The sequence below is a fragment of the Neisseria musculi genome (assembly GCF_014297595.2).
GTDB classification, from domain to species: Bacteria; Pseudomonadota; Gammaproteobacteria; order Burkholderiales; family Neisseriaceae; genus Neisseria; species Neisseria musculi.
Genome location: NZ_CP060414.2, coordinates 315,567 through 342,373, shown reverse-complemented (window position 1 = coordinate 342,373; position 26,807 = coordinate 315,567). Strand labels below are relative to the sequence as shown.

The 26,807-nt window shown below is 55.6% G+C and carries 27 protein-coding genes and 1 pseudogene; 8 read left to right on the top strand and 20 right to left on the bottom strand.

What is annotated here, in order from left to right:
• Positions 1-136: 136 nt before the first annotated feature.
• From panB to H7A79_RS01610, 3 genes are all read right to left on the bottom strand, one after another.
• Entirely contained in the window at positions 137-922 is a 786-nt protein-coding gene (gene panB / locus H7A79_RS01620) for a 3-methyl-2-oxobutanoate hydroxymethyltransferase (protein ID WP_135037019.1), read from the bottom strand.
• Between the two features lie 343 nt (positions 923-1,265).
• The gene (locus H7A79_RS01615; protein WP_135037016.1) at positions 1,266-1,700 is read right to left on the bottom strand and encodes a hypothetical protein; all 435 of its coding nucleotides are present in this window, start codon (positions 1,698-1,700) and stop codon (positions 1,266-1,268) included.
• A complete protein-coding gene (locus H7A79_RS01610; protein WP_187000856.1) occupies positions 1,684-3,000 on the bottom strand; it encodes a homoserine dehydrogenase in 1,317 nt (438 codons plus the stop codon). Before H7A79_RS01610 ends, H7A79_RS01615 begins: the two co-directional genes overlap by 17 nt.
• Positions 3,001-3,021: 21 nt before the next feature.
• On the opposite strand from H7A79_RS01610, the gene H7A79_RS01605 reads away from it, so the two are divergent.
• Positions 3,022-3,495, top strand: coding sequence for an Mth938-like domain-containing protein (locus H7A79_RS01605; RefSeq protein WP_135037010.1), 474 nt, complete (start codon positions 3,022-3,024; stop codon positions 3,493-3,495).
• 423 nt (positions 3,496-3,918) lie between these two features.
• Here the strand turns inward: H7A79_RS01605 and ilvD are convergent, their stop codons facing one another.
• From ilvD to metZ, 13 genes and pseudogenes are all read right to left on the bottom strand, one after another.
• Complete coding sequence (gene ilvD, locus H7A79_RS01600) at positions 3,919-5,781, bottom strand: dihydroxy-acid dehydratase (protein ID WP_187000855.1); 1,863 nt, start codon at positions 5,779-5,781, stop codon at positions 3,919-3,921.
• A gap of 142 nt (positions 5,782-5,923) precedes the next feature.
• On the bottom strand, positions 5,924-6,691 hold the full coding sequence (gene hisF, locus H7A79_RS01595) for an imidazole glycerol phosphate synthase subunit HisF (RefSeq protein WP_135036463.1): 768 nt from the start codon (positions 6,689-6,691) through the stop codon (positions 5,924-5,926).
• Complete coding sequence (locus H7A79_RS01590; RefSeq protein WP_353663638.1) at positions 6,682-7,092, bottom strand: glycosyltransferase; 411 nt, start codon at positions 7,090-7,092, stop codon at positions 6,682-6,684. Before H7A79_RS01590 ends, hisF begins: the two co-directional genes overlap by 10 nt.
• 4 nt (positions 7,093-7,096) lie before the next feature.
• Entirely contained in the window at positions 7,097-7,273 is a 177-nt protein-coding gene (locus tag H7A79_RS01585) for a hypothetical protein (protein ID WP_214646395.1), read from the bottom strand.
• A gap of 69 nt (positions 7,274-7,342) precedes the next feature.
• Positions 7,343-7,660 carry a multidrug transporter MatE gene (locus H7A79_RS01580; RefSeq protein ID WP_187000852.1) on the bottom strand — a complete coding sequence of 106 codons (318 nt, stop codon included), beginning with the start codon at positions 7,658-7,660 and terminating at the stop codon, positions 7,343-7,345.
• Positions 7,661-7,836: 176 nt separating this feature from the next.
• Positions 7,837-8,580: a 1-(5-phosphoribosyl)-5-[(5-phosphoribosylamino)methylideneamino]imidazole-4-carboxamide isomerase gene (hisA, locus tag H7A79_RS01575; RefSeq protein ID WP_187000851.1), complete on the bottom strand. Its 744-nt coding sequence runs from the start codon at positions 8,578-8,580 to the stop codon at positions 7,837-7,839.
• Positions 8,581-8,652: 72 nt separating this feature from the next.
• On the bottom strand, positions 8,653-9,297 hold the full coding sequence (hisH, locus tag H7A79_RS01570) for an imidazole glycerol phosphate synthase subunit HisH (protein ID WP_187000850.1): 645 nt from the start codon (positions 9,295-9,297) through the stop codon (positions 8,653-8,655).
• Positions 9,298-10,036: 739 nt separating this feature from the next.
• Positions 10,037-10,396 (bottom strand): annotated as a pseudogene (locus H7A79_RS01565) (VanZ family protein); the annotation flags it as partial.
• A complete protein-coding gene (locus H7A79_RS01560; RefSeq protein ID WP_135036446.1) occupies positions 10,396-10,602 on the bottom strand; it encodes a dioxygenase in 207 nt (68 codons plus the stop codon). The pseudogene H7A79_RS01565 and the gene H7A79_RS01560, both read right to left, overlap by 1 nt.
• 239 nt (positions 10,603-10,841) lie before the next feature.
• A complete protein-coding gene (locus H7A79_RS01555; protein WP_246408017.1) occupies positions 10,842-11,372 on the bottom strand; it encodes an oxidoreductase in 531 nt (176 codons plus the stop codon).
• Positions 11,373-12,367: 995 nt separating this feature from the next.
• A complete protein-coding gene (folP, locus tag H7A79_RS01550) occupies positions 12,368-13,234 on the bottom strand; it encodes a dihydropteroate synthase (protein ID WP_187000848.1) in 867 nt (288 codons plus the stop codon).
• Positions 13,235-13,461: 227 nt separating this feature from the next.
• On the bottom strand, positions 13,462-13,668 hold the full coding sequence (locus H7A79_RS01545) for a DUF2788 domain-containing protein (RefSeq protein ID WP_187000847.1): 207 nt from the start codon (positions 13,666-13,668) through the stop codon (positions 13,462-13,464).
• Positions 13,669-13,905: 237 nt separating this feature from the next.
• The gene (metZ, locus tag H7A79_RS01540; protein WP_187000846.1) at positions 13,906-15,075 is read right to left on the bottom strand and encodes an O-succinylhomoserine sulfhydrylase; all 1,170 of its coding nucleotides are present in this window, start codon (positions 15,073-15,075) and stop codon (positions 13,906-13,908) included.
• A gap of 1,186 nt (positions 15,076-16,261) precedes the next feature.
• Between metZ and H7A79_RS01535 the strand changes: the two genes are divergently transcribed.
• The 3 genes from H7A79_RS01535 to H7A79_RS01525 all read left to right on the top strand — a co-directional run bounded on the left by H7A79_RS01535 (position 16,262) and on the right by H7A79_RS01525 (position 17,820).
• Positions 16,262-16,450 (top strand): hypothetical protein, encoded by a 189-nt coding sequence (locus tag H7A79_RS01535; protein ID WP_187000845.1) that lies wholly within the window; start codon positions 16,262-16,264, stop codon positions 16,448-16,450.
• 233 nt (positions 16,451-16,683) lie between these two features.
• On the top strand, positions 16,684-17,181 hold the full coding sequence (locus H7A79_RS01530; RefSeq protein WP_187000844.1) for a HupA family protein: 498 nt from the start codon (positions 16,684-16,686) through the stop codon (positions 17,179-17,181).
• A 414-nt stretch (positions 17,182-17,595) separates the two neighbouring features.
• Positions 17,596-17,820 (top strand): hypothetical protein, encoded by a 225-nt coding sequence (locus H7A79_RS01525; RefSeq protein WP_187000843.1) that lies wholly within the window; start codon positions 17,596-17,598, stop codon positions 17,818-17,820.
• A gap of 177 nt (positions 17,821-17,997) precedes the next feature.
• Here the strand turns inward: H7A79_RS01525 and H7A79_RS01520 are convergent, their stop codons facing one another.
• Together H7A79_RS01520 and H7A79_RS01515 are read right to left on the bottom strand one after the other, a co-directional pair.
• The gene (locus H7A79_RS01520; RefSeq protein WP_187000842.1) at positions 17,998-18,864 is read right to left on the bottom strand and encodes an ATP-binding protein; all 867 of its coding nucleotides are present in this window, start codon (positions 18,862-18,864) and stop codon (positions 17,998-18,000) included.
• 92 nt (positions 18,865-18,956) lie between these two features.
• The gene (locus H7A79_RS01515; protein WP_281384951.1) at positions 18,957-19,088 is read right to left on the bottom strand and encodes a hypothetical protein; all 132 of its coding nucleotides are present in this window, start codon (positions 19,086-19,088) and stop codon (positions 18,957-18,959) included.
• 97 nt (positions 19,089-19,185) lie between these two features.
• Here H7A79_RS01515 and miaA point away from each other — a divergent pair, with 97 nt between their 5' ends.
• Together miaA and H7A79_RS01505 are read left to right on the top strand one after the other, a co-directional pair.
• A complete protein-coding gene (gene miaA / locus H7A79_RS01510) occupies positions 19,186-20,136 on the top strand; it encodes a tRNA (adenosine(37)-N6)-dimethylallyltransferase MiaA (protein WP_187000841.1) in 951 nt (316 codons plus the stop codon).
• A gap of 89 nt (positions 20,137-20,225) precedes the next feature.
• Positions 20,226-22,238, top strand: a complete 2,013-nt coding sequence (locus tag H7A79_RS01505; RefSeq protein ID WP_187000840.1) for a site-specific recombinase — start codon at positions 20,226-20,228, stop codon at positions 22,236-22,238.
• 7 nt (positions 22,239-22,245) lie between these two features.
• On the opposite strand, the gene H7A79_RS01500 is transcribed toward H7A79_RS01505, so the two are convergent.
• Positions 22,246-22,467: a hypothetical protein gene (locus tag H7A79_RS01500; RefSeq protein ID WP_187000839.1), complete on the bottom strand. Its 222-nt coding sequence runs from the start codon at positions 22,465-22,467 to the stop codon at positions 22,246-22,248.
• A 55-nt stretch (positions 22,468-22,522) separates the two neighbouring features.
• On the opposite strand from H7A79_RS01500, the gene H7A79_RS01495 reads away from it, so the two are divergent.
• Entirely contained in the window at positions 22,523-23,917 is a 1,395-nt protein-coding gene (locus H7A79_RS01495; RefSeq protein WP_187000838.1) for an MFS transporter, read from the top strand.
• Between the two features lie 54 nt (positions 23,918-23,971).
• Positions 23,972-25,510: a phospholipase D family protein gene (locus tag H7A79_RS01490; RefSeq protein WP_135036415.1), complete on the top strand. Its 1,539-nt coding sequence runs from the start codon at positions 23,972-23,974 to the stop codon at positions 25,508-25,510.
• Between the two features lie 478 nt (positions 25,511-25,988).
• On the opposite strand, the gene H7A79_RS01485 is transcribed toward H7A79_RS01490, so the two are convergent.
• Positions 25,989-26,639, bottom strand: coding sequence for an IS1595 family transposase (locus tag H7A79_RS01485; protein ID WP_187000837.1), 651 nt, complete (start codon positions 26,637-26,639; stop codon positions 25,989-25,991).
• Between the last annotated feature and the right edge of the window lie 168 nt (positions 26,640-26,807).

Genomic DNA, 26,807 nt, shown 5'->3' with positions numbered 1-26,807 from the left:
CATTACTGCGCCTTTACCCGATAAAGAGCGGTTGTGCAGGCCGCCGAAGGTTTCATACGCTTTTCACTGCCTGCCGCCCGGTATCGAAGTGGATTTTATCCGCCACACCATAATCTCAAACAGGCCGTCTGAAAAATTAAAACGAATGTTCGGGTGCAGGGAAGGTTTTATTTTTCACCGCCGCCACATAAGCCGCCACGGCCGCCTGAATACTGGTTTGCCCTTCCATAAAGTTTTTCACGAAACGGGCGGTTTTACCGGGGAACACGCCCAGCATATCGTGCATCACCAGCACCTGCCCGTCACAATCCACGCCGGCGCCGATGCCGATGGTGGGGCAGCGCACACTTTGCGTTACCTGCCTGCCCAATTCTGCGGGCACGCATTCCATCAGAATCAGCGCGGCACCGGCCTTGTCGTGCGCGGCAGCATCGTTGAGCAGGGCTTGGGCTTTGCTGCCTTTTCCCTGCACTTTATAGCCGCCGAAGGCGTGCACCGACTGCGGCGTGAGGCCGATATGGGCGCACACGGGAATACCGCGCAACTGTAAAAACTCAGTGGTTTCGGCCATCCACACCCCGCCTTCGAGCTTAACCATATGCGCGCCGGCGGCCATCAGTTCGGCAGCGGCAGCAAATGCCTGCTCTTTGCTCTGCTGATAAGCACCAAACGGCAAATCACTGATAATCATAGAATTTTTTGCACCACGCGCCACTGCAGCAGTGTGATAGCACATATCGCCGAGGCTAACGGGCAAAGTGGATTGCTGCCCTTGCACGGTCATGCCGAGCGAATCGCCCACCAGCAGCACATCCACGCCGGCCTGATCCATCAGCGTGGCAAAGCTTGCTTCGTAGGCGGTGAGCATGGCAATTTTCTCGCCCTCGGCTTTCATTTTTTGCAGGGTATTGACGGTAATCATGTTTCAGACGGCCTCTTTAGGTTAAAACGGGGCACATATTATGGGCTTTTTCCGACAAATTGCAACCGAAGCGAAACAGCCCGGCCGCCGGGGTCGGGCTGTTCCAATATGCTACGCCAAAATTCAAACCGAATCAATTAAGCTGTTGTTATCAAAATAAAAACATACCAGCATCAGAATATAGGCCGCCCTGATTCCGCGAATATTCCAGGCCGTCTGAAAACCGCTTGGGCAAATTTTGCCGCCCTGCCCTGTTTCTTTCTATAAAACGGTACCGGCACAAGCCCGAGTATGGCAATGCCCGTGTTTGAATGTGCAAGCAGGCAAGCCTTTGTTTTCTAATTTATTGCGCCAGCCCTGCCACGCATTGTTTGTCGCGCGCTTCAAAGGCTTGCGTGCCGCCGAGCAGTTCGAGCTGCTCCTGCGGGCTGATTTTGCCGAACGACTGGATTTGCTTTTCGCTCAATTTTTCCAATGGTTCGTTCCACATACAGACGCAGTAGCTTTCGATAAGCTGTTCCGATTTTCCCTCCAGGCCGGCGGCTTTCAGGTCGGCCTGCCATTTTTCGGAAAACGGCACGTTTTTCACGCAAGAATCCACAACCGCCTGCTTGGCTTTGGGCTTTGACAGCGCGCAATTGGAAAGTAGGCCGAAGCCGGCAAACAGGGCAAGCACCACAAACGCCCAAATGCGTATGGTGCGGATTTTGGCGCGGGCTTTGCGGCGCAGCTCGTCCGGCGCAGGATCGGGTGCCGTGGGTTTATCCGTTGCAGCCATGCAGACTCTCCATGCGGATCATCACCACCGGCGCATACACCACATCAAGCGATTCGATGGCGGCAATGGCAGATTTGATGTGTTTCTCTACCGTACTGTGGGTCAGAATCACGATTTCGGCCAGGCTGCCGTTGAATACGCCTTTTTGAATCAATGCCTCGATGGAAACATTTTCTTCGGCCAGCAGGTTGGCAATTTGGCCGAGTACGCCCGGCTGGTCTTCGGCCTGAACACGCAGATAATAACTGCTGGTGATTTCGTCCATCGGCAGCATGGGCTGCGCTTTGACCCGGCCGGGCTGGAAGGCCAAATGCGGCACACGGTTGCCGGGGTCGGCAGTAATCAGGCGGCAGATGTCGATGATGTCAGCCACCACCGCACTGGCAGTCGGCAGCGCGCCGGCACCGGCACCGTAATACAGGGTTTCGCCCACCATATCGGCATCAACGCGCACAGCGTTCATCACGCCGTTTACATTGGCCAGCAGGCGGCATTCGGGAACCAGGGTGGGATGAACGCGCAATTCCACGCCTTTGGCGGTTTTGCGGGTGATGCCCAAAAGTTTCACGCGGTAGCCCAGCTCTTCGGCGTATTTGATGTCGCGGCTGTCGAGCTTGCTGATGCCTTCTAGATAACAGGCGTTGAAGTTGAGGGGTGTGCCGAACGCCAGCGCGCTCATAATGGTGATTTTGTGGCCGGCATCGTGGCCTTCGATGTCGAAAGTCGGATCGGCTTCGGCATAGCCCAATTCCTGCGCCTGTTTCAACACTTCGGCAAACGCGCTGCCTTTTTCGCGCATTTCGGTGAGAATAAAGTTGCTGGTGCCGTTGATAATACCTGCAATCGATTGGATATGGTTGGCCGCCAAGCCTTCGCGCAGGGCTTTGATAATCGGAATACCGCCCGCAACAGCCGCTTCAAACTGCACCATCACGTTTTTCTGCCCGGCCAGCAAGAAAATTTCGTTGCCATATTCGGCCAACAGTTTTTTATTGGCGGTAACAATGTGTTTGCCGTTTTCAATGGCTTTGAGCACCGCGTCTTTGGCGGCACCCGTGCCGCCGAACAGCTCCACCACCACATCAACATCAGCGCGCCGCACCAGCTCGGACGGCTCTTTCACAAAAGCAGCAGCAGGGCAGAGGACACGGGCTTTTTCTTCACTCGAATCGCACACGGCCGAAATACAGACCTCGCGCCCCAGGCGGCGGCTGATTTCTGCGGCGTTATCCTGCAGCACGCGGACAGTGCCGCCGCCCACCGTGCCCAAACCCAAAATCCCGATATTCACTGGCTTCATTCTGTCTCCTTAAGCCGTTGTATGTTAGTATTCTGCAAAGTGCCGATAGTTGGCGCAAAGGCCGTAATCCTACCTGAAAACGGCTTTTTCTGCATCTTTATTAACGGATTGGAGCCGCTTGTGCTGATCGAAGAAACCCGCCCCGAAGGGCAGGATGCGGTAACGGCTTATACGCCGGGCAGAATCGAAATTAACGGGCAGGCCTATACGCAGGCTGTGGTGCTGGCCGGCAGACACATCGGCAGCCCTGCCCCAACCGACCCCGCCAACCTGACGGCAGAAGATTTTTTTCAGACGGCCGAAAAATGCGGCGGCCTTCCCGAAGTGATTTTGGTAGGCACGGGCGGCAAACAGGTGTTTCTGCACCCGAAAACTGCCACCCGTTTGGCTGCCGAGGGCGTGGGTTTGGAATGCATGCCCACCGCCTCCGCCTGCCGCACCCTTCTGATTCTGCAAAGCGAAGGCCGCAAAGTGTGGGCTTGGCTGTGGCCTTGAACGGGATGGGGGCTTTTCAGACGGCCGTGCGGTGAAAATATCGAGCCGCCTTCAAACCAATTCGCCAAAGCCTGATAAAAACAATGATATGCCAAAATATTGCAGACCGTGCAGGCGTACCGCAAGGCAAACCGATGCCGTCATTATTTTAAAGCAGGCGATGGTGAATCCGCTTTATGCCCGCTACAGGGCGGCAGGCCTCAGGCAGTACAAACCGTATGGCACCGATTCTGCCACCGCTTCAGCCGGCAAAGCGTTCTCTTTGGGCTGGGGCGCAGCAACGCCGTAACAAAAATGAAAGGGCTTACGCCAAGCTGATTCTGCCGAGACTTCAGGCCGTCTGAAAATATTTTGCTTTCCGACCCGATAAAACAAGGGGCATTCCTTTATTGAAAGAGATGCCCCTTGTTTTATGCGCTGAAACTATTTCCGCTCCACCTGCGCCACATCGCGCACAGCGCCGGTGTCGGCGGAAGTGGTCATCGCGGCATAGGCGCGCAGGGCGGCGGAAACGCAGCGGTCGCGGTTTTCGGGTTGCCATGCTTTCGCGCCGCGCGTTTCCATTGCGGCGCGGCGGCCGGCCAGTTCTTCATCGGATACGGCCAGGCGGATGCTGCGGTTGGGGATATCGATTTCGATGGTGTCGCCCTCTTTCACCAAGCCGATGGCACCGCCTTCGGCCGCTTCGGGGGAAACGTGGCCGATACTCAGGCCGGAGGTGCCGCCTGAAAAACGGCCGTCCGTGAGCAGGGCGCAGGCTTTGCCCAAGCCTTTCGATTTCAGGTAGCTTGTGGGATAGAGCATTTCCTGCATACCGGGGCCGCCTTTGGGGCCTTCGTAGCGGATAACCACGATGTCGCCGGCTGCGATTTGGTTGTTTAGAATGCCGGCCACGGCAGCGTCTTGGCTTTCAAACACGCGGGCGCGGCCGGTGAATTTTAAGATGCTGTCGTCCACGCCGGCGGTTTTTACCACGCAGCCGCGCTCGGCGATGTTGCCGAACAGCACGGCCAAGCCGCCGTCTTGCGAATAGGCGTGCTCTTTGCTGCGGATACAGCCGTTTTCGCGGTCTAAATCCAGGCTCGGCCACTGGCGGTTTTGCGAAAATGCTTCGGTGGTGCGCACGCCGCCAGGTGCAGCTTTGTAACGCGCGTGCGCCGCTTCGTTGGCGGGATTCATCACGTCCCACTGCGCCAGCGCGTGTTTCAGCGTGGGCGCATGCACGGTGGAAACTTCGGTGTTCAGACGGCCTGCGCGGTTAAGTTCGGCCAAAATGCCCATCACGCCGCCGGCGCGGTGCACGTCTTCCATATGGTATTTCTGGGTGGCGGGGGCAACTTTGCACAAACACGGCACTTGTCGGCTGATGCGGTCGATATCGGCCATTTTGAAATCCACTCCGGCTTCGTTGGCGGCAGCCAATAAGTGCAATACGGTGTTGGTAGAGCCGCCCATCGCCACATCGAGGCTCATGGCGTTTTCAAACGCGGCTTTGGTGGCGATGCTGCGCGGCAGCACGCTCGCGTCGTCTTGTTCGTAATAGCGTTGGGTAATTTCCACAATCAGACGGCCTGCTTCGAGAAACAGTGCTTTGCGGCCGGCATGGGTAGCCAGCAGCGAGCCGTTGCCGGGCAGCGACAGCCCCAACGCTTCGGTGAGGCAGTTCATCGAGTTGGCGGTAAACATGCCCGAACACGATCCGCAGGTGGGGCAGGCGGAGCGTTCTACCGCGGCAACGGCGGCATCGCTTACGTTATCATCGGCGGCATCGACCATCGCATCGACCAAATCGAGCTTGCGCCCGTCAACGATATCGGCCACGCCGATCACTTTGCCCGCTTCCATCGGCCCGCCCGAAACAAACACGGTGGGGATGTTCAGGCGCATAGCGGCCATCAGCATGCCGGGGGTGATTTTGTCGCAGTTGGAAATGCACACCAGCGCATCGGCACAGTGGGCATTCACCATATATTCCACGCTGTCGGCAATCAAATCGCGGCTGGGCAGGCTGTAGAGCATACCGCCGTGGCCCATGGCAATCCCATCGTCCACCGCAATGGTGTTGAATTCTTTGGCCAAGCCGCCCGCTTTTTCGATTTCGCGGGCCACCATCTGACCCATATTGTGCAAATGCACATGGCCGGGCACGAATTGGGTGAACGAGTTGGCGATGGCGATAATCGGTTTGCCGAAATCTTCATCGGCCACACCGGTGGCGCGCCACAATGCGCGGGCGCCGGCCATATTGCGGCCGTGGGTGGAGGTTTTGGAGCGGTAGGCTGGCATGGTGGCTGTCCTTTTTTGAATCGGTTGCAGGCCGTCTGAAAGATTGCAGCAGCTTGAATATCGGTTTTGCGGTTGTAAACGCGTTGCAGAAACTGTTTTCAGACGGCCTTAAATAAAATACGTTTGATCATGGTTTTAAGGCTTACAGGCGCACTTCGATGCCGGCGGCGCGCATGGCCAGTTTGGCTTCGTGTATGCCCACTTCGCCAAAGTGGAAAATACTGGCCGCCAACACCGCATCGGCTTTACCCTCTTTCACGCCTTCTATGAGATGCCGCACATTGCCCACGCCGCCGGAAGCAATCACGGGAATATCCACTGCTTCGCTCACTGCGCGGGTGAGCGGCAGATTGAAGCCGGCCTTGGTGCCGTCCCTGTCCATACTGGTGAGCAGGATTTCGCCTGCGCCGCGCGCCTGCATGTTTTGCGCCCACTGCACCGCATCGATGCCGGTGGGTTTGCGGCCGCCGTGGGTGAATACCTCCCAACGAGTGTTTTCGGGATTGACGGCTTTGGCATCTATCGCCACCACAATCGCCTGCGATCCGAAAAAACCGGCCGCCTCGTTCACCAGCTCTGGGTGGGTAACGGCGGCGGTGTTGATGCCGGCTTTATCGGCACCGGCATTGAGCAGACGGCGCACATCGGCCACACTGCGCACGCCGCCGCCTACAGTCAGCGGGATAAACACCTGCGAGGCCACTTCTTCGATAACGTGCAAAATGGTGTCGCGGTTGTCGCTGCTGGCGGTAATGTCGAGAAAGGTTAATTCGTCTGCACCTTCATCGTTATAGCGTTTGGCCACATCAACGGGGTTGCCTGCATCGCGCAGGCCGACAAAATTCACACCTTTGACCACGCGGCCGTTATCAACGTCCAAACAGGGGATAATGCGTTTTGCTAATGCCATATCGTGTGTTCCGAAACAGGCCGCCTGAAAAACGGCATGATGGTTTTCAGACGGCCTCTGGTTGGTATGAAGCCCCGCAGCCGGGTTGTGCGTTTCCGGCAAAATATTTGAAAGCGGGCTGTGGTTGCGGGCGTTTGACAGATGTTTAACGGCCGCCGAGCAAATCGTGATACACCCAATGTTTTTTTCGCCATCACCTCGCCGGTAAACGATGCCAGTGCTTTCTGCCGGCCTGCTGCGGCAAACCCGGCTCTTTTTTCCGGGTCCGCAACCAACTCATGCAGATACTGCCCGAACTGCCCGATATTGCCGTTTTCAAAAATATAGCCGGTTTTTCCGTGATCGATCTGATTATAAGCCCCGCCCGTGTTGCTGCGGACTACGCAGCAGCCTGCCAGCATGGCTTCAACCACTACCAAACCCCTCCACACGCGAGGGCGGCACCATAATATCTATCACCGGATAGATTTCGGCAAGCGGTTGGAAAGGCAGGATTTTCACCATTTCGGCCAGGCCTGTATCGCGTATTTTCTGCTGCACGCTGCTGATTTGGCTTTCTGCCAAAGAGCTGACAAAAACCATCTCGATTTTTTCTTTCACTTCAAAATCATCTTGCCGGGCAGTTGGGGCGTGTTTTGCTCAAACGGTTTTTCAGGCCATAAAGCCCGACACCCAATGGGGCAGATGCTCGAGAAGCTGGTAATAACCGACTGCGCCTGCCGCAGCCAGCAACATGGTGCTCATCAAGCTGCCGGCCACACGGTTGACAACGGCAAACAGCAATGAAGCATAAGCCCATAAAATACCCATCACCACACACCATTGTGCATCGATTTGCGGCAGCGCGAAATCTATACCCATGCTGATTAATATGCTGATGATGGTGAAGGCCAGCCCTTCGCTGACGGCGCGGATATCGCGGCTTGAAGACCACAGCGTCCAAAAGCCCAAAACAAATGCTTGAAACATAGTTTTACCCCTTTTTGTTAAAATACAGTTTAACCTGTTGTCAAAAATATTTTTTTACGTTTTTCCGGTTGCGCGGCCGCCGTTCAGACGGCCTGCGCAAGCCGCAATGCGGTTTGATGCGGATTCAGTTTGTGCGGAACACCGTTTTCACACCGCGCCGCCGCAACGCCGCTCGCCTACTGCCCCGCGAGCGCATCGGCCAGCTTTTGTGCTTCGGCAAAATCAATGCTGCCTTCGTAAATGGCACGGCCGGTGATAGCACCTGCCACGCCGCTTTTTTCTACGGCGCACAAAGCTCGGATATCGTCTAAGCCGGTCAGCCCGCCCGATGCAATCACGGGAATGCGCACAGCCTCGGCCAATTTGACGGTGGCTTCGATGTTTACGCCGCTCATCATGCCGTCGCGGCCTATGTCGGTATAGATAATACTGTTTACCCCATCGTCTTCAAAGCGTTTGCCCAAATCGGCCACATGATGCGGGGTAACGGTTGCCCAGCCGTTGATTGCGGCCATACCGTCTTTTGCGTCCAGCCCCACAATGATGCGGCCTGCAAATTCTCTGCAGGCTTGGCGCACAAATTCGGGATTATTCACGGCCGCAGTGCCGATAATCACATCGGTCAGCCCCAAATCGAGATATTTCTCAATGGTGTGCAAATCACGGATGCCGCCTCCAAGCTGCACGGGAATCTCTTTGGCCACCTGCTGCAAAATGCTGCCGACAGCTTCGAGATTTTGCGGTTTGCCGGCAAACGCACCGTCCAAATCCACCAAATGCAGGCGGCGCGCACCTTGTTTGAACCAATACAGCGCAGTTTCGGCGGGGTTGTCGGAAAACACGGTGGCCTGGTCCATCAGCCCCTGCTTCAGGCGCACACAGCGGCCTTCTTTCAAATCGATTGCGGGAATCAGCAGCATTTTATTTCCTCGTGTTTTCAGGCTTTTCAGACGGCCTTAAGGCCGTCTGAAAAGCTTGTATTCTACACAATTTCAAACGTTCCAGCGGAGAAAGTTGCGCAGCAGCAGCAGCCCGCCTTCGTGGCTTTTTTCGGTGTGGAACTGGGTGGCAAACACATTATCCCTGCCCGCAACGCAGGCAAATTCATCGGGATATTCGCTGGTGCCGAGCACAATATCTTTATCGGCCGGCACAAAATAATAGCTGTGCACAAAATAAAACCGTGTGTTTTGGGCAACATCTGCAAACAGCGGGTGCGCCCGTGTTTGGCGCACAGTGTTCCAGCCCATATGCGGCACTTTGAGTTTGCTGCCGTTATCGCCGCAGCGGCCGGCGGCAAAGCGCTTCACCTTGCCCGCAAACCAGCCCAAACCGGCGGTGTTGCCTTCTTCGCTGTGGTCGAACAATAACTGCGCGCCCACGCAGATGCCGAAAAAAGGCTTGTTTTTCAGGCCGTCTGAAACCGCCTCGCCCAAGCCGCTGCGTTGCAGCGCTGCCATGCAGTCGGGCATGGCCCCCTGCCCGGGAAAGACCACTTTGTCGGCCGCAAACACTTCTTCGGGATGGCCGGTGAGTACGATTTGCGCGTTCACCCCTGCCAGTTTTTGCGCAGCCTGCACCGATTTCAGCACTGAATGCAGATTGCCCATGCCGTAATCGATGATGGCAACTTTCATGTTTGATCCTTTCCGGTTCGGCAGTTTGATGGTTAATTCGATTTTCAATACACAAGGCAACCGTCTAAGATAATACAGACACAGCAAGCCCGCTTGATTTCCGTTACCGCACGGCTGCACTGCGGTTCAAAGAGAACGGTTTTGCCGGCTGCCCAAGCGGCGGCAGAGTCGGCTGCTTACTGTCTGCCCTGCCCGTTGTCCGATACCGAAAACAAAGCGGGTTGGCTTCAACAGCACACTTCAAAACAGCGACAGCAAATGATAGCAGAAACAAAACAGAGGCCGAAGCCCCCGTTTTGTTTGCCGCTTTAAACTTCCCGCTTTCCATCATACTTATTCCCAAATCGGGCTGCAGGCCGTGCCGATACCTGTAGGAATTTGCACATTCCCGGTTTTCAGTTTCAGACGGCCTGCGGCAGTGGCAGCCTTTTTCGTTTATATTGGCAACTGATACCGATTTCGGCCACTACCCGAATCTTGCGCAGGGCAAACCGAAACCGCCGCCCTTCGGCAATCTCTGCCGCGGCCGCCAATGATTTCGGGGCGGAGCGGCTTGCGCAGCCGTTTTCCGTAACCGGCGCACGCTCTTCGGCGCGGTGGTCGGTGTTGTGAAAACCGGCGGGAACGGCAACAATAAACGCCTGTTTTCTGCCGAAATGAAACATCCTGATTTTTTCAGACGGCCTTGCGGCTTTGCAGTATGCCTTATCAGCGTCAAGCGTTTTTTTTGAACCGCTTGTTTGGCTGCAGAAACTTTATACGCCAGCCACAGTGCCGCGCCCGCACCCAGAATGTCGGCCAACCCATCGGCAATACTGCCCTCGCGCGTACGGGTAAATAAAGCCTGTGCCGTTTCGCTGCCCGCTGCGGCCAGCACGGCCGACACAAACAGCAAACGGTAAGGTATGGCAAGGCGGTCGTGCATAAAGGCTTTGGCCAGCAGCCAAAACTGGGCGAAAAACAGCGCAAAATGCGCCACTTTGTCAAAATGGGCAAACGGCGGCACATCGCTGCCGCCCTCTCTGAACAGCAGTAAATACACCGCGGCGGCAAACCACATCACGGCCAGCGGCACAAAACGGTTATTGGGCATCTGCATCAAAGTGCCTCTTCTTCCAACCAGATTCGACAAGTTTGCGCCAAACGCTCGAATCTGCCGCCGCGTGCCTGCAGAATACCGCACCATAATGCCACCTCATCACGCGAAGGCGCTTCGTCCAAGCTGCACTCATAAAGCAAAAAATCCAGCGTTTCAGCCACCACGGCGGCAGATTCGGTGCGGATTAAATCTAAAACTTCATTCATAACCAATAATTTAATAATTCAATATTTAAAGACAACAATAAAGCAAAAGTTTGGCCGTTTAAATCCAGTTTGACACCGCCTTGCCGTGTGCGACTTGCTGTTTTTTCCCAAACTGGATTTAAACGGCCAAACTTTAGCAAAATCCGAAGCGAAACAACAGGCAAAAAACAGAAAAATGCGCTTATTGTCAGAATAACCGAAATAAAGGCCGTCTGAAAAACAGAAATTTCAAACGGCCTCTACATTAAACCATCAACCTGCATCCAACGGTTTCCCATCATCTTTCCTGCCTTTGAGCGAGGGCAGCCGCAACGGTCGGCATGGCTGGAATCGATTTCGGTAGCGATATCGGCTTCGCGGCCTTGGTAAATCAGCGTAGCGAAGTCGGAATTAATCAACACGGCTTTGCCCATGCCGACAAATTCCACCCAGCCGGTATCGAGTACATTGAGCGCATCATCGGCCGTGAATAAATTGCCCACGCCGATCAGCGGGCATGCGCCGCCTATGCGCTCGTGAATCAAATCCAAGCGGCTGCGGCAGCTGTCGGCACCACGGCGGGCCTTTTTGTGGAAATCCCACAAAGATACATGCAGATATTGCAACGCACGGGCTTTCAGCGTATCAGCCAGCGCAAACGTATCGGTCATGGTGATGCCGTTTTCCTGCGGCTCTTCCGGCGAGAGACGGTAGCCGATAATAAAATCATCGCGCCGGCGGGCGGTTTTGGCAGCGATAACGGCATCAACCACAGCCGGCGGAAAACGCAAACGGTTTTCCATGCCGCCCAGCTCGTCTTCACGGCGGTTAAAATGGCCGGATACGAATTACTGCAGCAAATACCGCAGCAGGGGTTGGTAGAGATTGGTCATAACAATACTTTCTTATCGGAATTGAGGCGGCGATATAAAGTCGGGAAAGAAAATTTCAAAGCCGTTTTACATAGGGAAGTTGCAAAAAACACCTGAAAATTTTTCAAACGGCATTATTCAGACGGCCTACAGACAGCACCATTCGCAATGGAACATAAAACAACAAAACCGAACCGCCAAGTTAATAGACAAAAAAATGCACACATTCGCAAGAATGTGTGCCAAGTCTACAAAGGAGAAATAGAGGAGAAACTATCAACTGACTACTGAAATCAGTCAACGGGCGGATTATGCCGAAGCGTTGCAGCCGAGTCAATCATTCTGCTTATTTTATTTTACAATCCGAGTATTTTATTTTTGCTATACATTTATAAATTAAATACACTATAGCAGGTTCGCTTAATTCTACTGCAGAATTGCTTTATTTCAATATTGCTTTATTTCAATTCAAAGGGCACGGGTTTCTGCCGGCTGTTGAAGCAGCGGGCAATACAAACAAGACAGCGGCACGCCAATGCTGCCATTATTTGAAGGCAGATGAATGATATATCCTGCGTATTTGAAAACCCTGCCGGTTTTAACATCCAATATACATATAAACTTTTCCGAAACCTTTTTCGGCCTGCCCTGTTCGCAAACGAACAGCGGGGCGGTATCGCAGGCAAAAAAAATGCGCATATCCGGTTAAGGTATGCGCCAAGTCTACAAAGGAGAAATAGAGGAGAAAACATCAAGCTGCATTGCAACCTGATTGGTGTATTATCATTTTTTACGCAGCGGCCGTCAAATATTTTTTCGGGTTGTGTTCGTTTAATGTTGCAAAGGCAACACAAAAACAAGTTTTCCATCTAAGAAATGTTCGGTTTGTTTCCGATGTGATGGCAATCCGACTTTCAGACGGCCTTCTCCCCGTTTTCAACCACACCCAATGCCTGCCAAACTTTCAGCGCATCTGAGGTAGCTTTCACATCATGTACCCGCAGAATTTGTGCGCCGCGCGCCGCCGCCGCCAATGCCGCCGCCACGCTGCCGTGTATGCGCGCCGCAGCATCTGTTTCGCCCGTCAGCTCGCCGATTATACGCTTACGCGACACCCCCACCAACAAAGGCAGCCCGGTTTGCGCCATCAGGCTGCGCAGATGCCGCATCAACGCAGTATTGTGTTGCAGGTTTTTGCCGAATCCAAAACCCGGATCGAGAACAATGCGCCTGCGCGCGATGCCGGCTGCGGCGCAAACTGCCGCCTGCCCGTTAAGATAGCATGCCACCTCGGAAACAACATCTTGATATTGAGGATTGTTTTGCATGGTGGCCGGCAACCCCTGCATATGCATCAGGCAAATGCCCGTGGCAGGCTGCTGCGCCATCAACGCCACCGCGCCGGTATCATTCAGGGCGGACACATCATTGATGATGTCCACCCCGCCCTGCTCCAGCGCCCGCCGCATCACAGCGGTGCGGCGGGTATCCAAACTCACGGGTACATTCCACAAGGCCAATTCTTTCAACACCGGCGCCACCCGTGCCCATTCGGTTTCAGGCGGCACCGCATCGGCTCCCGGGCGGGTGGACTCGCCGCCGATGTCGAGCATATCCGCACCCTCGCGCAAAAGCCGCTCGGCGTGGCGCAAAGCCGTGCCGGTATCTTGAGAATAGCTGCCGCCGTCTGAAAAAGAATCTGGCGTGAGATTCACAATGCCCATAATTTTCGGCTGCGACAAATCAATATTGAAGCGGCCGCACTGCCAAAAGATGCCCATTTTTCAATCACCTGAAAACCATTTCACCATACCAAGCAGCCGGGTTCCGCGCCCTCAAACCCAAAACCGTGCCCAACCGTTTGGAACTATCGTTGGCAATACCGTTCACCGAACGGCAGCCTCTGTGCTGCAATCCGAATGCCCCCCAAGCCGCAAGCTCCTGCCAACGGCGCAAAGCCCCATCGTTCACAGTCTGCGCAGCTGCTGCAACCCTAAGTGCCCCACCATTATTTCGACAACACCAAAAATTCGATTAACACATTTTTGAAAAGAAAGCCGAACACACCCAGCCCCAACACCAAAAACAGCACAAACATACCGAATTTTCCCGCTTTCGATTCCTTACCCAGATTCCAAACGATAAATCCCAAAAAAACCACCAGCCCGCCCAGGCAGATTTTCAACGCCCAATCAGCAAACACCGCTTCATCCATATTTTCACCTTTTCTGTTTTTCAGACAGTCTCTTACATTTTCGGAACAGAAAGATACACCGCCTCCCGCACCATCGCACCACAACGGGTATCCGGCCGTCTGAAAATAAAAAATCAAAACCTTCGGCAGAACTCCTATCCGAAGCGGCGGCATGGCTCTGAAACTAAAACACAAAGTCTCTCCCACCTAAGATTGTTGTGGTCAGCCGCCTTAAACCACCATCCCCGAAAGCCTGTTTTATGCCAGTGTCTGCGCTAAATCGTCAATCAAATCCTGCACATTTTCCAAGCCTACCGACAGGCGCAGCAGGCCGGGCCGTATGCCGGCTTCGAGCTTGGCTTCTGCGCTCATTCTGCCGTGGGTGGTGGTCCAGGGGTGGGTGATGGTGGAGCGTACATCGCCCAGGTTGGCAGTTTTGGAAAACACGTTCACCGAATCGATAATCTTCCAAGCGGCTTCTTGCCCGCCTTCCACTTCAAAAGCCGCCACAATGCCGCCGCTGCTTTGCTGTTTGCGCACCAATTGCGCCTGCGGGTGGTCGGCAAAACCTGCATAGTGCACCGCTTTCACCTGCGGCTGAGCGCGCAGCCAGGCCGCTACCTGCGCTGCGTTGACGGCCTGTTTTTCCATGCGCACAAACAGGGTTTCTACGCCGCTGAGCAACACCCATGCGTTAAACGGTGAAAGCGCAAGCCCTGCCGAATTGGTATACAGCGCGATTTCTTTAATCAGCGCGCTGCGCCCCGCGATGATGCCGCCCAGCACCCTGCCCTGACCGTCTATGCCCTTGGTGGCCGACTGCACCGACAAATCAGCACCGAAACGCAGCGGCTGCTGGACGGCGGGCGTGCAGAAGCTGTTGTCCACCACCAGCAGCGCGCCCGCTTCACGGGCAATCGCGGCCAGGGCTTCGAGATCGGCCACCTCGTTGAGGGGGTTGGACGGTGTTTCGAGAAACAGCATTTTGGTGTTCGGTTTCACCGCCGCGCGCCATTGGGCGGTGTCGGTTTGCGGCACCAGCGTAACTTCGATGCCGAATTTCGACACGATGCCGCCGATAAAACCCGCCGTGGTGCCAAACAGGCTGCGGGAAGCAATCAGATGGTCGCCCGCTTTCAGAAAGGTGAGCAACGCTGCCTGAACCGCTGCCATGCCCGTGGCGGTGGCGATGCCGCTCTCGCCAGCCTCCAAAGCGGCCACGCGCTGCTGAAATGCCGACACGGTGGGGTTGGCGGTGCGCGAATAGGTGTAGCCTTCCACTTCTTTGGCAAACAGTGCCGCGCCGTGTGCCGCGCTGTCGAATGTGAAACTGCTGGTTAAAAACAAAGCCTGGTTGTGTTCGTTATATTCGGTTTGGCTTTTTGCACCGCGTATGGCCAACGTTTCGGGGTGTAGTGGGTTGCTCATGGTTCTCTTTCATTGCTTAACAGTGCCGCCGCCGTGCAGACGCAAAAAATGCGGCAAAATCCGCGCAGCGGCAGAAAACGGCAAATATTTTGCGCCTATTTAGGCCGGCTTTCAAGCTCGGCCGGTTTCACGGTGCGCCATAAGGCCGGCTTCGGAATCAGCAGCGGGAGGCGCCAAACATGGCTGATGAACAAACGGGGAGTTTTATGCATGTTTGTTCAGATTGGAAATATACCGAGTAAAACCGTCTTTTATCCAAGGCATACCCACAGATGAAGCGCAATATATACTGGATTTGCATACCCTGCCCAAACTCGGGGATACTGCCGCGCTTTCTGCGGAAGATTGTTTGAATGCAGCACTGCAAGCATTGCAAACGAAATTCGGCTAATGGTTATTTTTAACCCCCTTTAAAAGACTTTCAGACGGCCTTCCGTCAAAATCCCTGTATCCATCAAGCGATACAGGGATTTTTCATGCAATAAGGCCTATGAAATCCGCCATAGCGGAGCTGCTTTATTGTCAACGCCGGGCCCGGTGCAGGCGGTGAAAAAACGGTGCGGTTGCCGCCCCGGGTGGGGCTTACAAAGCCGCTTTCTTTAAACCCAAACGCCCAAACGCAGCCATGCCGTAACGGAGGGAAACAGATTCGCTCTATAACGCCGCAGCAGGCGCATTACCGATACACGGCTGCAAGCCGCAGGCAGAGCCGATATAACCGTCAAACATAACGCCGCCGAAACAAGGAATGCGCCATCCGGTTTTCAGACGGCCGCAAAGCCTTTGCGGGCGCAACCCCGCCGAAACAATCTGCCCCGCCGCCGGGCCATTGCTTCGGCCGATATGCCTGTTGCGGCAGTTGGAAAATATTTGATGACAACGCCGCACAAGGCCGTCTGAAAACCACCGCCGCATCCTGCCGTTTTTTATGGCGGTTTTATCCCGTTTAAATAAATATCTGTTTTATGCGCCTTTTTTTAGAAATTATTTCCATAACAAAATCATGGACATACTTTACAAACATCAAGAGAATAAAATAACCCGTTGAAAAAATGAAATAATCTTTACGCTGTATTTCCACCTTAACAAAACAACCCGAAAGGAACTGAACATATGAAAAAAATCTATACCGCCGCTTTTCTTGCCCTGATGCTCGCTGCCTGCTGAAGCGGCGGCAGCGGGTCGGGTGGCCGAAACATCTCATGCCAACTTAAACAATAATACTACTGCGGGCACCCAAACCACCGAAAACAATAGCGCAGAAGAGACAGCAGGCAACGATACCGCAGCGGTTGCGCCTGAAAGCACCCCCGACACCTCTGCCGGCACCACCACCTCGACACCCAACCAAAACGCAATGGTCGAAAGTGCATAAGCCGCCCCGAAAATACTCAGAACACCTGATGGCACGCTCATCAATTTAGATTTACGATCCAAAGGTTTTCTCAACACCCAAACAAAGGTTTTCTCAACACCCAAACAACCGATGGAAAACTGGTCGGCCTAAACCAAGATCATTCTTTCTACGGAACATGGGTAAACACCAGCAAGCGTGTTCAAGAAATCAACTATCAAGGCAACCTTACTCCCGAAAGCAACATCCCTACATTGGGTAAAGCCACTTACTACGGCAACGCCGTGCGCAACGACAGCCTCACCGGCGACATCATTACTGACGGCAAGAGCCGTATCGATGTGGATTTCGGGCGCAAAACTGTGAGCGGGGAAATCACCATGCCGGGCCTGCGCCGCGACATCACACTTCACACAGGCCGCTTAAACGGCGCGGAATATTCCGGCAATGCAAGTGTGTTCGGTAACAGCGGCGGCCAATATAAAGGCGGCCTGTTCGGCCCAATACCGAAGAAACCGCCGGTGTGGTCGGATTCAGCAACAACCCGAGTCTGGATACCGCATTCGGAGGCAAACGCTATCGAAGTGAAGCGCGGCATCGCCATCCCGCTGCAGGCCGATAAAATCCATTGCATCAAAGCCTCGGTGGGCTTCGGCGCGCTGGTAGGGCGGCCAAGCTCCAACACGTTCCCCTCGAGCAGTGCAAAGCCGAAATCGCCGCCACCGTGCAGAGCTTCTGATTGTGGGTTTTAAATAACAGGCCGTCTGAAACTTGTTGTTCAGACGGCCTTTAAAAAGCAGGAATACCATAAAAATAACTTCATACCTTATATTGCCTTTTGTTTTGCCGGCCAGCCCGTGTATCAGTGTTCAAACCTACATCCCGCCCCAATACCGCAAATATCAAGACAGCGACCTGCAAACCTCTGCTCAGCTCCATCCGGTGCGGCTTGAAACCGAATTTTTCCGCAACGGCAAACCGCTGCCGGCGGGCTCTGCCGAATTATTCAAAATCACGAATGCCGTTTTGCAGCACACCAAAATCGCCGTGGTGCAGGATCAGGCAGGAAACACGCTGAAAATCTCCCGCAATAATATTGCCGGCATCGGCCAAGCAGTCGGGCGGAGGCTGAAACCGGGTTTACGCCGGGCCTCTCGGGCAGCACCGTGCAGAACCACTACCCATTCACCTGCAGCTGTCCGGATAAAAACCAAGTGCTGCTTTCTGAAACCTACCCCCATACCATTGTTTCCAATATCGGCAACAAAGCTCCGCCGCCGGGTCTTACCCATCGGAGCAATTTCGCTGCCGCATTCCACACCGTGGTGTACGACATCGTGACCAACTGCTTGGGCGATATTCAGAAAAACGGTTATTTGGTTGAAAAATAATGCCGTTCCAACAAACCTGATTGTCAGGCCGTCTGAAACACCCTCTGCTTTCAGACGGCCTGACAATCATGAAAACACCGTGTTGATACGCCGCTGCTGCTGCCCACACATTAAACGATAGGCCGCATTCAGGCCGGCACTATTTGTCCGCCGAAGCCTCTCTAACCCATTATCGAATCAATCTGCAACCCGCTCATCGGGCAGCCTGCCCGCCCAATCGCAGGCAAACTGCCGGGCGGTGCGGCCGGAGCGGCTGCCGCGCATGCGCGACCAATCGAGCGCGGCGCGGCGGGCAGTTTCGTTGAACGGCAGCCCGAAATCGGCCAGCCAATTTTCCACGGCTTGCAGATAGTCGTTTTGGTCGAACGGGTAAAAGCTCAGCCACAGGCCGAAGCGGTCGGAAAGCGACACTTTTTCTTCCACCGCTTCTTTGGGCTGCACTTCGCCCCGGCCGCCTGCCGCAACGGCGTTTTCGTCCATATATTCCGGCATCAGGTGGCGGCGGTTGGAAGTGGCATACACCAGCACGTTGGCGCAGTGTTGCGACAGGCCGCCTTCAAGCGCGGTTTTGAGGGGTTTATAGCCCGCATCGCCGCTCTCAAACGATAAATCATCGCAAAACACAATAAATTTTTCGGGGCGTTTTGCCAGCACGGCCAACAACGCAGGCAGCGTAACCAAATCGCTTTTATCCACCTCGATCAGGCGCAGGCCGTCTGAAGCGTATTCGTGCAGCAGCGACTTCACCAGCGATGATTTGCCCGTGCCGCGCGCGCCCGTCATCAACACATGGTTGGCAGGGCGGCCGGCCAGAAACTGCCGGGTGTTGCGCACCAGCCGCTGCATTTGCGCATCCACCGCTGCCAGGCGCGCCAACGCAAACGTGTGCGGATCGGGCAGGCTCTCGAGTATGCCCCGCCGGCCTATGCTCTGCCAGCGGTAAGCCTTGGCACGCCAATCGGGTTCGGCAGTTTCCGGCGGCAGCAGAAGGTCAAGGCGGCGCAGCACCGAAGCGGCGAGTTTGAAAAATTTTGCAGGTTTCATCACTTTGCTTTCAGACGGCCGCAGAGCCGCGAACCCACGGCTTTGCTGTCCGGTTTAAATATTCGGCCTATCCGGGCCCGAAGCGTTGTCCATCAAACCGGTTTCGGGGCGTAAGGCTGCGCCCCGGCGGTTCCATGCGTTGGTTCAGGCGATGCAAACACGATGCTGCACACCCCCTGCCCGCCCGATACGCCCGATGCGCGGCAGTAAAGATCATCGTACATGAAGCAAACCTGCTTGGCAAAAGGCCGTCTGAAAAATTGAAAGTGTTCAGACGGCCTTTTGTTATAATCGCTTCCTTTTGCACGCCCGCCCGCAACGATGACCGCTCCCAAAGCCCTCGCCCTGCTCGGCCCCACCGCCGGCGGCAAAACCGGCCTCGCCCTGCAGATTGCCCTCTGCCTGCCCGTGGAAATCATCAGCCTCGATTCTGCGCTGGTTTACCGGGGCATGGACATCGGCACCGCCAAACCCACCGCCGCCGAACGCGCCGCCGCCCCCCACCATTTAATCGACATCATTTCACCGCTCGAAGCCTACAGCGCCGCCGATTTTGTGCGCGACTGCGTGCGGCTGGTAAACGATATCCGCGCGCGCGGCAGGCTGCCGCTGATTGTGGGCGGCACCATGATGTATTTCCACGCCCTTACCAACGGCCTCAGCGCCCTGCCCGAAGCCGACCCCGCCGTGCGCACCGCCCTGCAGGCCGAAAAAGCCAAACACGGGCCGGCACACCTTTACCGCCGCCTGCAACAGGCCGACCCCGAAACCGCAGGCCGTCTGAAACCTGCCGACAGCCAGCGCATCGAGCGCGCGCTTGAAGTGTTCATCATCACCGGCAAGCCCTTGAGCCGCCATTTCTCCGGCCGGCAGAAACCCGCCCCGCCGCTCGATTTGCACACCGTGGCGCTGATTCCCGAAAACCGCGCCCTGCTGCATGCGCAAATCGGCAAACGTTTTGCCGCCATGCTGGAGCAGGGCTTTTTAAACGAAGTGCAGCGGCTGCAAAGCGAGTATCCCGCGCTCAGTGCCGATATGCCCGCCATGCGCTGCGTGGGCTACCGCCAGGCGTGGGATTATCTGGCCGGCACGTGCAGCTATCGCGATTTCGTTGAAAAAGGCACCGCCGCCACCCGCCAACTTGCCAAACGCCAACTCACCTGGCTGCGCAAAACCCCGATAAACACGGTTATCGACCCCTACGGCAACAGCGGCAATATGGTTCAGACGGCCCTGGCCGCAGCCCGCCGGCATTTCGGCCGCGCAACATGAATGACCGGCAATCTTTTCTGCAACGGTTGCAATTTTGCCGAAACGGCCCGAAATTTAATGCCGAAACACCCTCACCCACACCAACCGAGATGAAAAAAAACAACATTAAAACCACACTTTACGCCCTATTGGGCAAACACGCCGACAACCCCGACTTTGCAGCCGTGCTCAGTGCCTTAACCGATTTTCTGCGCAAGGGCGGTGCCAAATACGCTCCGGCACGCTTTGATACGCTGATTGAAGTGTTCGGCGAAAACGAAACCCTGTGCAGCCGGTTTGCCAAACGCTTTTACGCCTGGCTTGCGCAAGTGCGCATTTATCCCGCGCTGGTGGGTTTGGGTATTTTTTCGCGCAGCGGCTTTGCGCGCGAAATGGGAATGCGGCTTTACGAACGCTTCAGCCCCTCTTATAAAGACTTAGAGAACCTGCGCGATATTTTTCTTTATCTCTTCCACTCGAAAAACGATGGAAAATGGCTGGCCGCCGTGTCGGCCGGGCAATGGCTGAAACTTTACCGCCTGATGCGGCGCCATGCCGAAGCTGCCGCCGTTCAGACGGCCGCGCGCCAGCTCACCCAGGCGCGCCTGCATGCCCTGGAAATGCTTTCCGTGTGGGTGGCGGCCGAAGCACTCGACCAGGATTTAATCCGCATCGAGCCGCGCCTGCTCGACACCAACTCGGCCTTTATCGCCCTCCAGCGCGAAACCGCCAAACTGGCCGAACACTACCAAACCGAAACCGCTCCTTACGACACCGCCCATATCGAAGTGATGCTCGACCAATGCCGCAGCCAGATCGAACGCCTGCGCCGCCGCGGCACGGGCGCGGGCTCCGGCTCATCGGTGAAAGTTGCCCATCTCATCGAAAGGCTGGCGCAAACCATAGCGCGGCTCGAGCTTTTGCTGAATATCCAAACCGGCCGCCGCCGCGCCTACCACACCGCCGTGCTGCTCGAATCGATGACCACCGCCGCAGTCGGGCAGCGCAGCACCCACCAATTGTGGCACAGCAGCGTTAAAATGCTGGCCAAAAGCATCACCGAAAACAAAAGCAACCACGGCGGACACTACATCACCCGCAACCGCAGCGAATATTTCGCCATGCTGCGCTCGGCAGCCGGCGGCGGCGTGCTGATTGCCTTAATGGCGCTCAACAAAATCCATATCGGCAGCATGGGTTTTAACGAATTTGCCACCTCGCTGCTCAGCGGCCTGAACTACGGCCTCGGCTTCATGGCCATCCAACTCTTAGGCCTGACCGTTGCTACCAAACAGCCCGCCATGACCGCCGCCAGCTTTGCCGAACAGGTGGAACACAACGAGAAAGGCCGCGCCGTTGATGTGAAACTGGCCGCGCTGCTGATCGATGTGGTGCGCTCGCAAAGCGTGGCCGTGTTCGGCAATGTTGCCGTGGCCCTGCTGCTGGCCGCGCTGGTTTCGGCAGCGTTTGCCGCCAACACCGGCACACCGATTTTGGATGCCGGCAACGTTGCCTACCAACTCAAATCGGTGCGCCCGTTTACCGAGCCTACCTTGTGGTATGCCGCCATTGCCGGCGTGTGGCTGTTTTGCTCGGGTATCATCGCGGGCTTTTTCGACAACCGCGCCGATTATCTCGACCTGCGCCGCCGCCTCACCGTCAACCCGCTGCTCAGAAAAACGCTGCCGCTGCGTGCACGGCAGCGTTTCGGCGACTATATCCACCGCAACTACGGCTCGATGATGGGCAATTTCATGTTCGGTATGCTGCTGGGCATGACCGGCTATATCGGCCACCTGCTCGATCTGCCGCTCGATATCCGCCATGTGGCGTTTTCATCAGCCAATATCGGCTATGCCGCCGTGAGCGGCAACCTCGGTTTCGGTGCCTTTATGATTACCCTTGCCGGCGTGCTGCTGATCGGCCTGGTCAATCTGCTGGTGAGCTTCGCCCTCGCCCTCACCGTTGCCCTGCGCGCCCGCGGTACCCATATCGAAAGCGTGCCCAAGCTCTTAAAAAGCACCTGGCTGCAAATCAAAGCCAACCCCCTGCACTTGTTTTTTCCCGTACAAATCATTGCAGACACGGCCAAAGGCGGCAAAACCGAACACGAACAGCTATAACGCCGCTTCAAGGCAGGCCGTCTGAAAATGTTTTCAGACGGCCTGTTTGGGTTTTACGGCCAAACCGAATCAAAACAGGGTAAAACCCGATGCGGGCAGGAGTGTTTCCGAACAAAACAAGGCAGGCTCCGGCAATGCCGGCGGCAGACCGAACCGATTTGATATAGGCCTGTGAAACCCAAGAAAACCCGGTATCCAATGTGCCAAACTGCGGCACTTGTGCGTACAATTGCGCTTTCGGCAAAACGCCGCCCGTATGTTTTCAGACGGCCTCCAACCGCGCCATGACCGCCCCGCCCGCTCCTTCCAAATACCTGCCCCTGTTGCTGGCCGTTGCCATCTTCATGCAGATGCTCGACACCACCATACTCAACACCGCGCTGCCGGCAATGGCTGCCGGGCTGAACGAATCGCCGCTTAATATGCAGTCGGCGGTGATTGCTTATGTGCTGACCCTGGCTCTGCTGATTCCTTTGAGCGGTTATCTGGCCGACCGTTTCGGCACACGCAATGTGTTTGTTGCCGCCCTGGGGCTGTTTATGGCCGGCTCTCTGCTGTGTGCCGCAGCGCCCAACCTGCCCATGCTGGTGCTGGCGCGGGTGGTGCAGGGCTTGGGCGGTTCGATGCTGGCGCCGGTGCCGAGGCTGACGCTGATGCGGGCATACAGCAAAGCCCAATTGCTCAATGCCATCAACTATGCCGTGATGCCCGCCCTGATCGGCCCGATACTGGGGCCGCTGGTGGGCGGTTATTTGGTGGAATATGCAAGTTGGCATTGGATTTTTCTGATCAACCTGCCCATCGGCGCGTTGGGCATCTGGCTGTCTTTGAAGGTGATGCCCAACATCAAAGGCGAAAAAGGCCGCTTCGATACAGTGGGCTTTCTGCTGTTTGCCGCGGCGGCCTGCGCCCTGAGTTTGTCGGTGGAAATCATCACCCACCCCCGGGCATTGCCGTTTTCCGGCCTGCTGTCAGCGTTTGGGGCATCGGCGTTATGGCTTTACCGCATACACGCCACACACAGTAAAAACCCGATTTACGCAGACCACCTGTTTCAAGTGCGCACATTCCGCATCGGGCTGGGCGGAAATCTGGCCAGCCGCCTGGGCATCAGCTCGGCTCCGTTTCTATTGGCACTGATGTTTCAGGTTGCACTCGGTTTCAGTGCCGGCCTGTCGGGCTGGCTGCTCGCGCCGATGGCACTGGCCTCGCTATTGGCCAAACCGCTGATCAAACCATTGATGACGCGCTTGGGCTACCGCAGGGTGCTAATCGGCAACACCCGCATTCTCGGCCTGCTGATTGCCACCCTCGCGCTGCCGCCCGCCGATGCGGCTTGGTGGGTGTGGGTGCTGCTGTTGTCGGGCATAGGCCTGTGCAATTCGATACAGTTTTCCGCCATGAACACGCTCACAATTGCCGACTTGCGCCCCCATCAAACCGGCAGCGGCAACAGCCTGATGGCAGTCAACCAACAGCTTGCCATAGCTTTGGGCATCGCACTGGGCGCGCTGATGCTGCAATGGTTCAGCCGCAACATTCCCGCCGGCGGCAATCTGCACACCGCTTTCCGCTGCACCTTTGCCGCCACCGGTGCCGTTACCTTTGTTTCCGGCCTGATATTCGCCCGTTTGCACCGTTCAGACGGCCGAAATCTGGTTGGTGCCGAAAAAGGGTAAAATACCCCGCAACAACAAAACCGTGTTCAGGCCGTCTGAACACCCTTAAAACACATGAAACCGCATAATATCTTATTCACTTTCACCCTGCCCGCTGTGCTCACCGGCTGCATGAGCCTTCCTTCGTTGGAAAACCGCACCGTCAGCCAATATCTCGATGTGCCCGCCTCCCCCCGCCTGGCCGCCGCGCTCACACCCGCACAAGCAGGCCGGGCCGATTTGGCGCCCGACACTTCGGGCATCTATATGCTCAACGATGCACACGATGCTTTCGTTGCCCGCGCCACCCTGATAAACGCAGCCGAGCACACGCTCGATTTGCAATACTATATCTGGCACAAAGACGTTTCCGGCAAAATCCTGTTCAATATGCTGCACCGCGCAGCAGAGCGCGGCGTGCGTGTGCGGCTTTTGCTCGATGACAACAACACCAACGGGCTGGACAACATACTCGCCGCGCTCGACAGCCACCCCAATATCGAAATCCGCCTGTTCAACCCCTTTCTGGTGCGCAAATGGCGCGCGCTGGGCTATCTCACCGACTTTTCACGCCTCAACCGCCGCATGCACAACAAATCGCTCACCGCCGACAACCACGCCACCATCGTGGGCGGGCGCAACATCGGCGATGAATATTTCAACATCAGCGAAGACACCGCCTTTGCCGATGTGGACATTCTCGCCACCGGCCGCGTAGTAACCGAAGTTTCCGAAGATTTCGACCGCTACTGGGCAAGCGAATCGGCCTACCCTTTCGAGCGCATCGTGCGCCGCGCCAACATAGAGAAAGGCCGCTCAGAGCTTGAAATCAGCGATAACGACCGCAGCCAAACCCTCGCCCGCTACCGCCGCGATTTAGAACAGTCGCAACTGTTTGAAGCCATCAAAAACAACCGCATCCAATGGCGGCACGTCAAAACCAAACTCGTCAGCGACGACCCGGCCAAAGCACTCGACCGCACACGCGGCAAACCGCAAATCAGCGATAAAATCGATGAAGCCCTGGGCACGCCCGAAAAAGAAATCTATTTGGTGTCGCCCTATTTCGTGCCCACCCGATCCGGCACAGAAGCCATCGCCGACTTAAAAAAACAAGGCATCGGCATCACCGTGCTGACCAACTCCCTGCAGGCGACCGATGTAGCCGCCGTGCATTCCGGCTATGCCAAATACCGCAAGCCCCTGCTTAAAGCAGGTGTCGATTTATACGAGCTCAAAGCCGTCCACGCCGTTCCCAAAACCAAAGACCGTGGTTTGACGGGCAGCTCTTCCACCAGCCTGCACGCCAAAACCTTCATCGTTGACCGGCAGCGCGTATTTATCGGCTCGTTCAATCTCGACCCGCGCTCCGCAAGGCTCAACACCGAAATGGGGGTGGTTATCGAAAGCCTCCCGCTGGCGCAGGATATGCAGCGCAGGCTGGTCGAAAACACCCCCTCCTATGCCTACAAAGTTACCCTTGATCCACACGGCAAACTGCAATGGCAGGATCCCGAAGACCGCACCGTTTCCAAAAAAGAACCCGAAGCCGGCTTTTGGAAGCGCATCACCGTGAAAATACTCTCCATCCTGCCCATAGAAGGGCTGCTGTAAAACCGGCCGGGCTTTGCCCAAACGCCTTCATGCTGTCTGAAAGGTTCCACACCGTTATGCCCGCACAGGCAGGCTCAGATAAAAGCATCGAAATATCCATTAAACAAATATTTGAATGCCAAGCGTCTGAATTTCCGCCTGCGCAGAAATACTTCCTGTGATAACTTTTTGCCTTCTGCAAAGATTCAGGCCGTCTGAAACGTTTCAGACGGCCTGCCTGCTTTTTTACGGAACCACGCTACCCGTTACGGCCGTTGCGTCCGGCTCCGCCGCTTTTAGCGGCACCGGCAACGCGTTGCACGGAAAAACAGGCGCAGGGCGGCTTTAATTTGCCGCCCGGTGCTGTTCGACCTCCCCCCGATGTTGCCGGGTCTCTGCCTGTTATTGCGGTTTGCTGTAAAACTGAAAGCAGGCCGTCTGAAAAAATTTCAGACGGCCTTTTAAATATCTTTTAAATAGGGGTTGAAGTAGCTTAGCCCTAAATACCACACCAATCCCGCAAGATTTTCAACTGCTCACTTGGTGTGCCAAAGTTAAAACGAAACCCGCATTCTTTCAAGAATAGGGGAAAAGACTTTCGGTCGATTCCGTTGTATTTGCGCAGCACACGCTTGGCCTGATTCCAAAAATTCCCGATGCCGTTGATGTGGTTTTGCCTCTGAGCAAATGTCTTGCCGTGGTTAATCCTATGGTGGTGAAAACCGCCGACATCCGGGACATCATCGCTGCTTAAACTGTCGGTATACACCACACTGTCCGGCATGATTTTCTTCGCAATAACAGGCAACAAACTCTCTTTTTTGGCGTTATCCACGACCACGGTATAAACCTTGCCGCCATGTTTGAGGATACCGAAAACCACCACTTTGCCTGCGGCTCCTGTGCTGCGTTTTCCTTTGCGCTTACCGCCGGAGCAGCGCTCATCTGACTTTACGGAACCTTCAAAAACCTGATCGGCCTCCAAGGCCGAATGACGGCTGATGACGAGGCGGATTTTGCGGTAAAAGAGTATGGCGGTGTTGGGCCGGATACCCAAGACATCGGCAGCCGAACGGCGGTAACTTCCGGCACAAAATATCTGAGTAGTCTTCTGTGCTTTTTTGCTTAATTTACAGTTTGTTATCTTCATTTTAGCAGCCTGTCATGACCGCTAATCTACGTCAGCCCCGAAATTTTTTCCGATGCCGGGTAGAAATCTGCGGGCGGTAGAACCGTTGCCAACCCGTTGATGCTGCCTTTGGGCATTGGCAAACCGCGCTCTTCGCACCTCTGTGCAGCAACCGCACGGTCGGCAGAT

Bases quoted from the DNA above. Each gene is read 5' to 3' on its own strand.
- panB (WP_135037019.1), bottom strand. From the start codon at position 922: ATGATTACCGTCAATACCCTGCAAAAAATGAAAGCCGAGGGCGAGAAA.
- H7A79_RS01615 (WP_135037016.1), bottom strand. From the start codon at position 1,700: ATGGCTGCAACGGATAAACCCACGGCACCCGATCCTGCGCCGGACGAG.
- H7A79_RS01610 (WP_187000856.1), bottom strand. From the start codon at position 3,000: ATGAAGCCAGTGAATATCGGGATTTTGGGTTTGGGCACGGTGGGCGGC.
- H7A79_RS01605 (WP_135037010.1), top strand. From the start codon at position 3,022: ATGTTAGTATTCTGCAAAGTGCCGATAGTTGGCGCAAAGGCCGTAATC.
- ilvD (WP_187000855.1), bottom strand. From the start codon at position 5,781: ATGCCAGCCTACCGCTCCAAAACCTCCACCCACGGCCGCAATATGGCC.
- hisF (WP_135036463.1), bottom strand. From the start codon at position 6,691: ATGGCATTAGCAAAACGCATTATCCCCTGTTTGGACGTTGATAACGGC.
- H7A79_RS01590 (WP_353663638.1), bottom strand. From the start codon at position 7,092: ATGCTGGCAGGCTGCTGCGTAGTCCGCAGCAACACGGGCGGGGCTTAT.
- H7A79_RS01585 (WP_214646395.1), bottom strand. From the start codon at position 7,273: ATGGTTTTTGTCAGCTCTTTGGCAGAAAGCCAAATCAGCAGCGTGCAG.
- H7A79_RS01580 (WP_187000852.1), bottom strand. From the start codon at position 7,660: ATGTTTCAAGCATTTGTTTTGGGCTTTTGGACGCTGTGGTCTTCAAGC.
- hisA (WP_187000851.1), bottom strand. From the start codon at position 8,580: ATGCTGCTGATTCCCGCAATCGATTTGAAAGAAGGCCGCTGTGTGCGC.
- hisH (WP_187000850.1), bottom strand. From the start codon at position 9,297: ATGAAAGTTGCCATCATCGATTACGGCATGGGCAATCTGCATTCAGTG.
- H7A79_RS01560 (WP_135036446.1), bottom strand. From the start codon at position 10,602: ATGAATGAAGTTTTAGATTTAATCCGCACCGAATCTGCCGCCGTGGTG.
- folP (WP_187000848.1), bottom strand. From the start codon at position 13,234: ATGGGCATCTTTTGGCAGTGCGGCCGCTTCAATATTGATTTGTCGCAG.
- H7A79_RS01545 (WP_187000847.1), bottom strand. From the start codon at position 13,668: ATGGATGAAGCGGTGTTTGCTGATTGGGCGTTGAAAATCTGCCTGGGC.
- metZ (WP_187000846.1), bottom strand. From the start codon at position 15,075: ATGAGCAACCCACTACACCCCGAAACGTTGGCCATACGCGGTGCAAAA.
- H7A79_RS01520 (WP_187000842.1), bottom strand. From the start codon at position 18,864: ATGAAACCTGCAAAATTTTTCAAACTCGCCGCTTCGGTGCTGCGCCGC.
- H7A79_RS01515 (WP_281384951.1), bottom strand. From the start codon at position 19,088: ATGTACGATGATCTTTACTGCCGCGCATCGGGCGTATCGGGCGGGCAG.
- miaA (WP_187000841.1), top strand. From the start codon at position 19,186: ATGACCGCTCCCAAAGCCCTCGCCCTGCTCGGCCCCACCGCCGGCGGC.
- H7A79_RS01505 (WP_187000840.1), top strand. From the start codon at position 20,226: ATGAAAAAAAACAACATTAAAACCACACTTTACGCCCTATTGGGCAAA.
- H7A79_RS01495 (WP_187000838.1), top strand. From the start codon at position 22,523: ATGACCGCCCCGCCCGCTCCTTCCAAATACCTGCCCCTGTTGCTGGCC.
- H7A79_RS01490 (WP_135036415.1), top strand. From the start codon at position 23,972: ATGAAACCGCATAATATCTTATTCACTTTCACCCTGCCCGCTGTGCTC.
- H7A79_RS01485 (WP_187000837.1), bottom strand. From the start codon at position 26,639: ATGAAGATAACAAACTGTAAATTAAGCAAAAAAGCACAGAAGACTACT.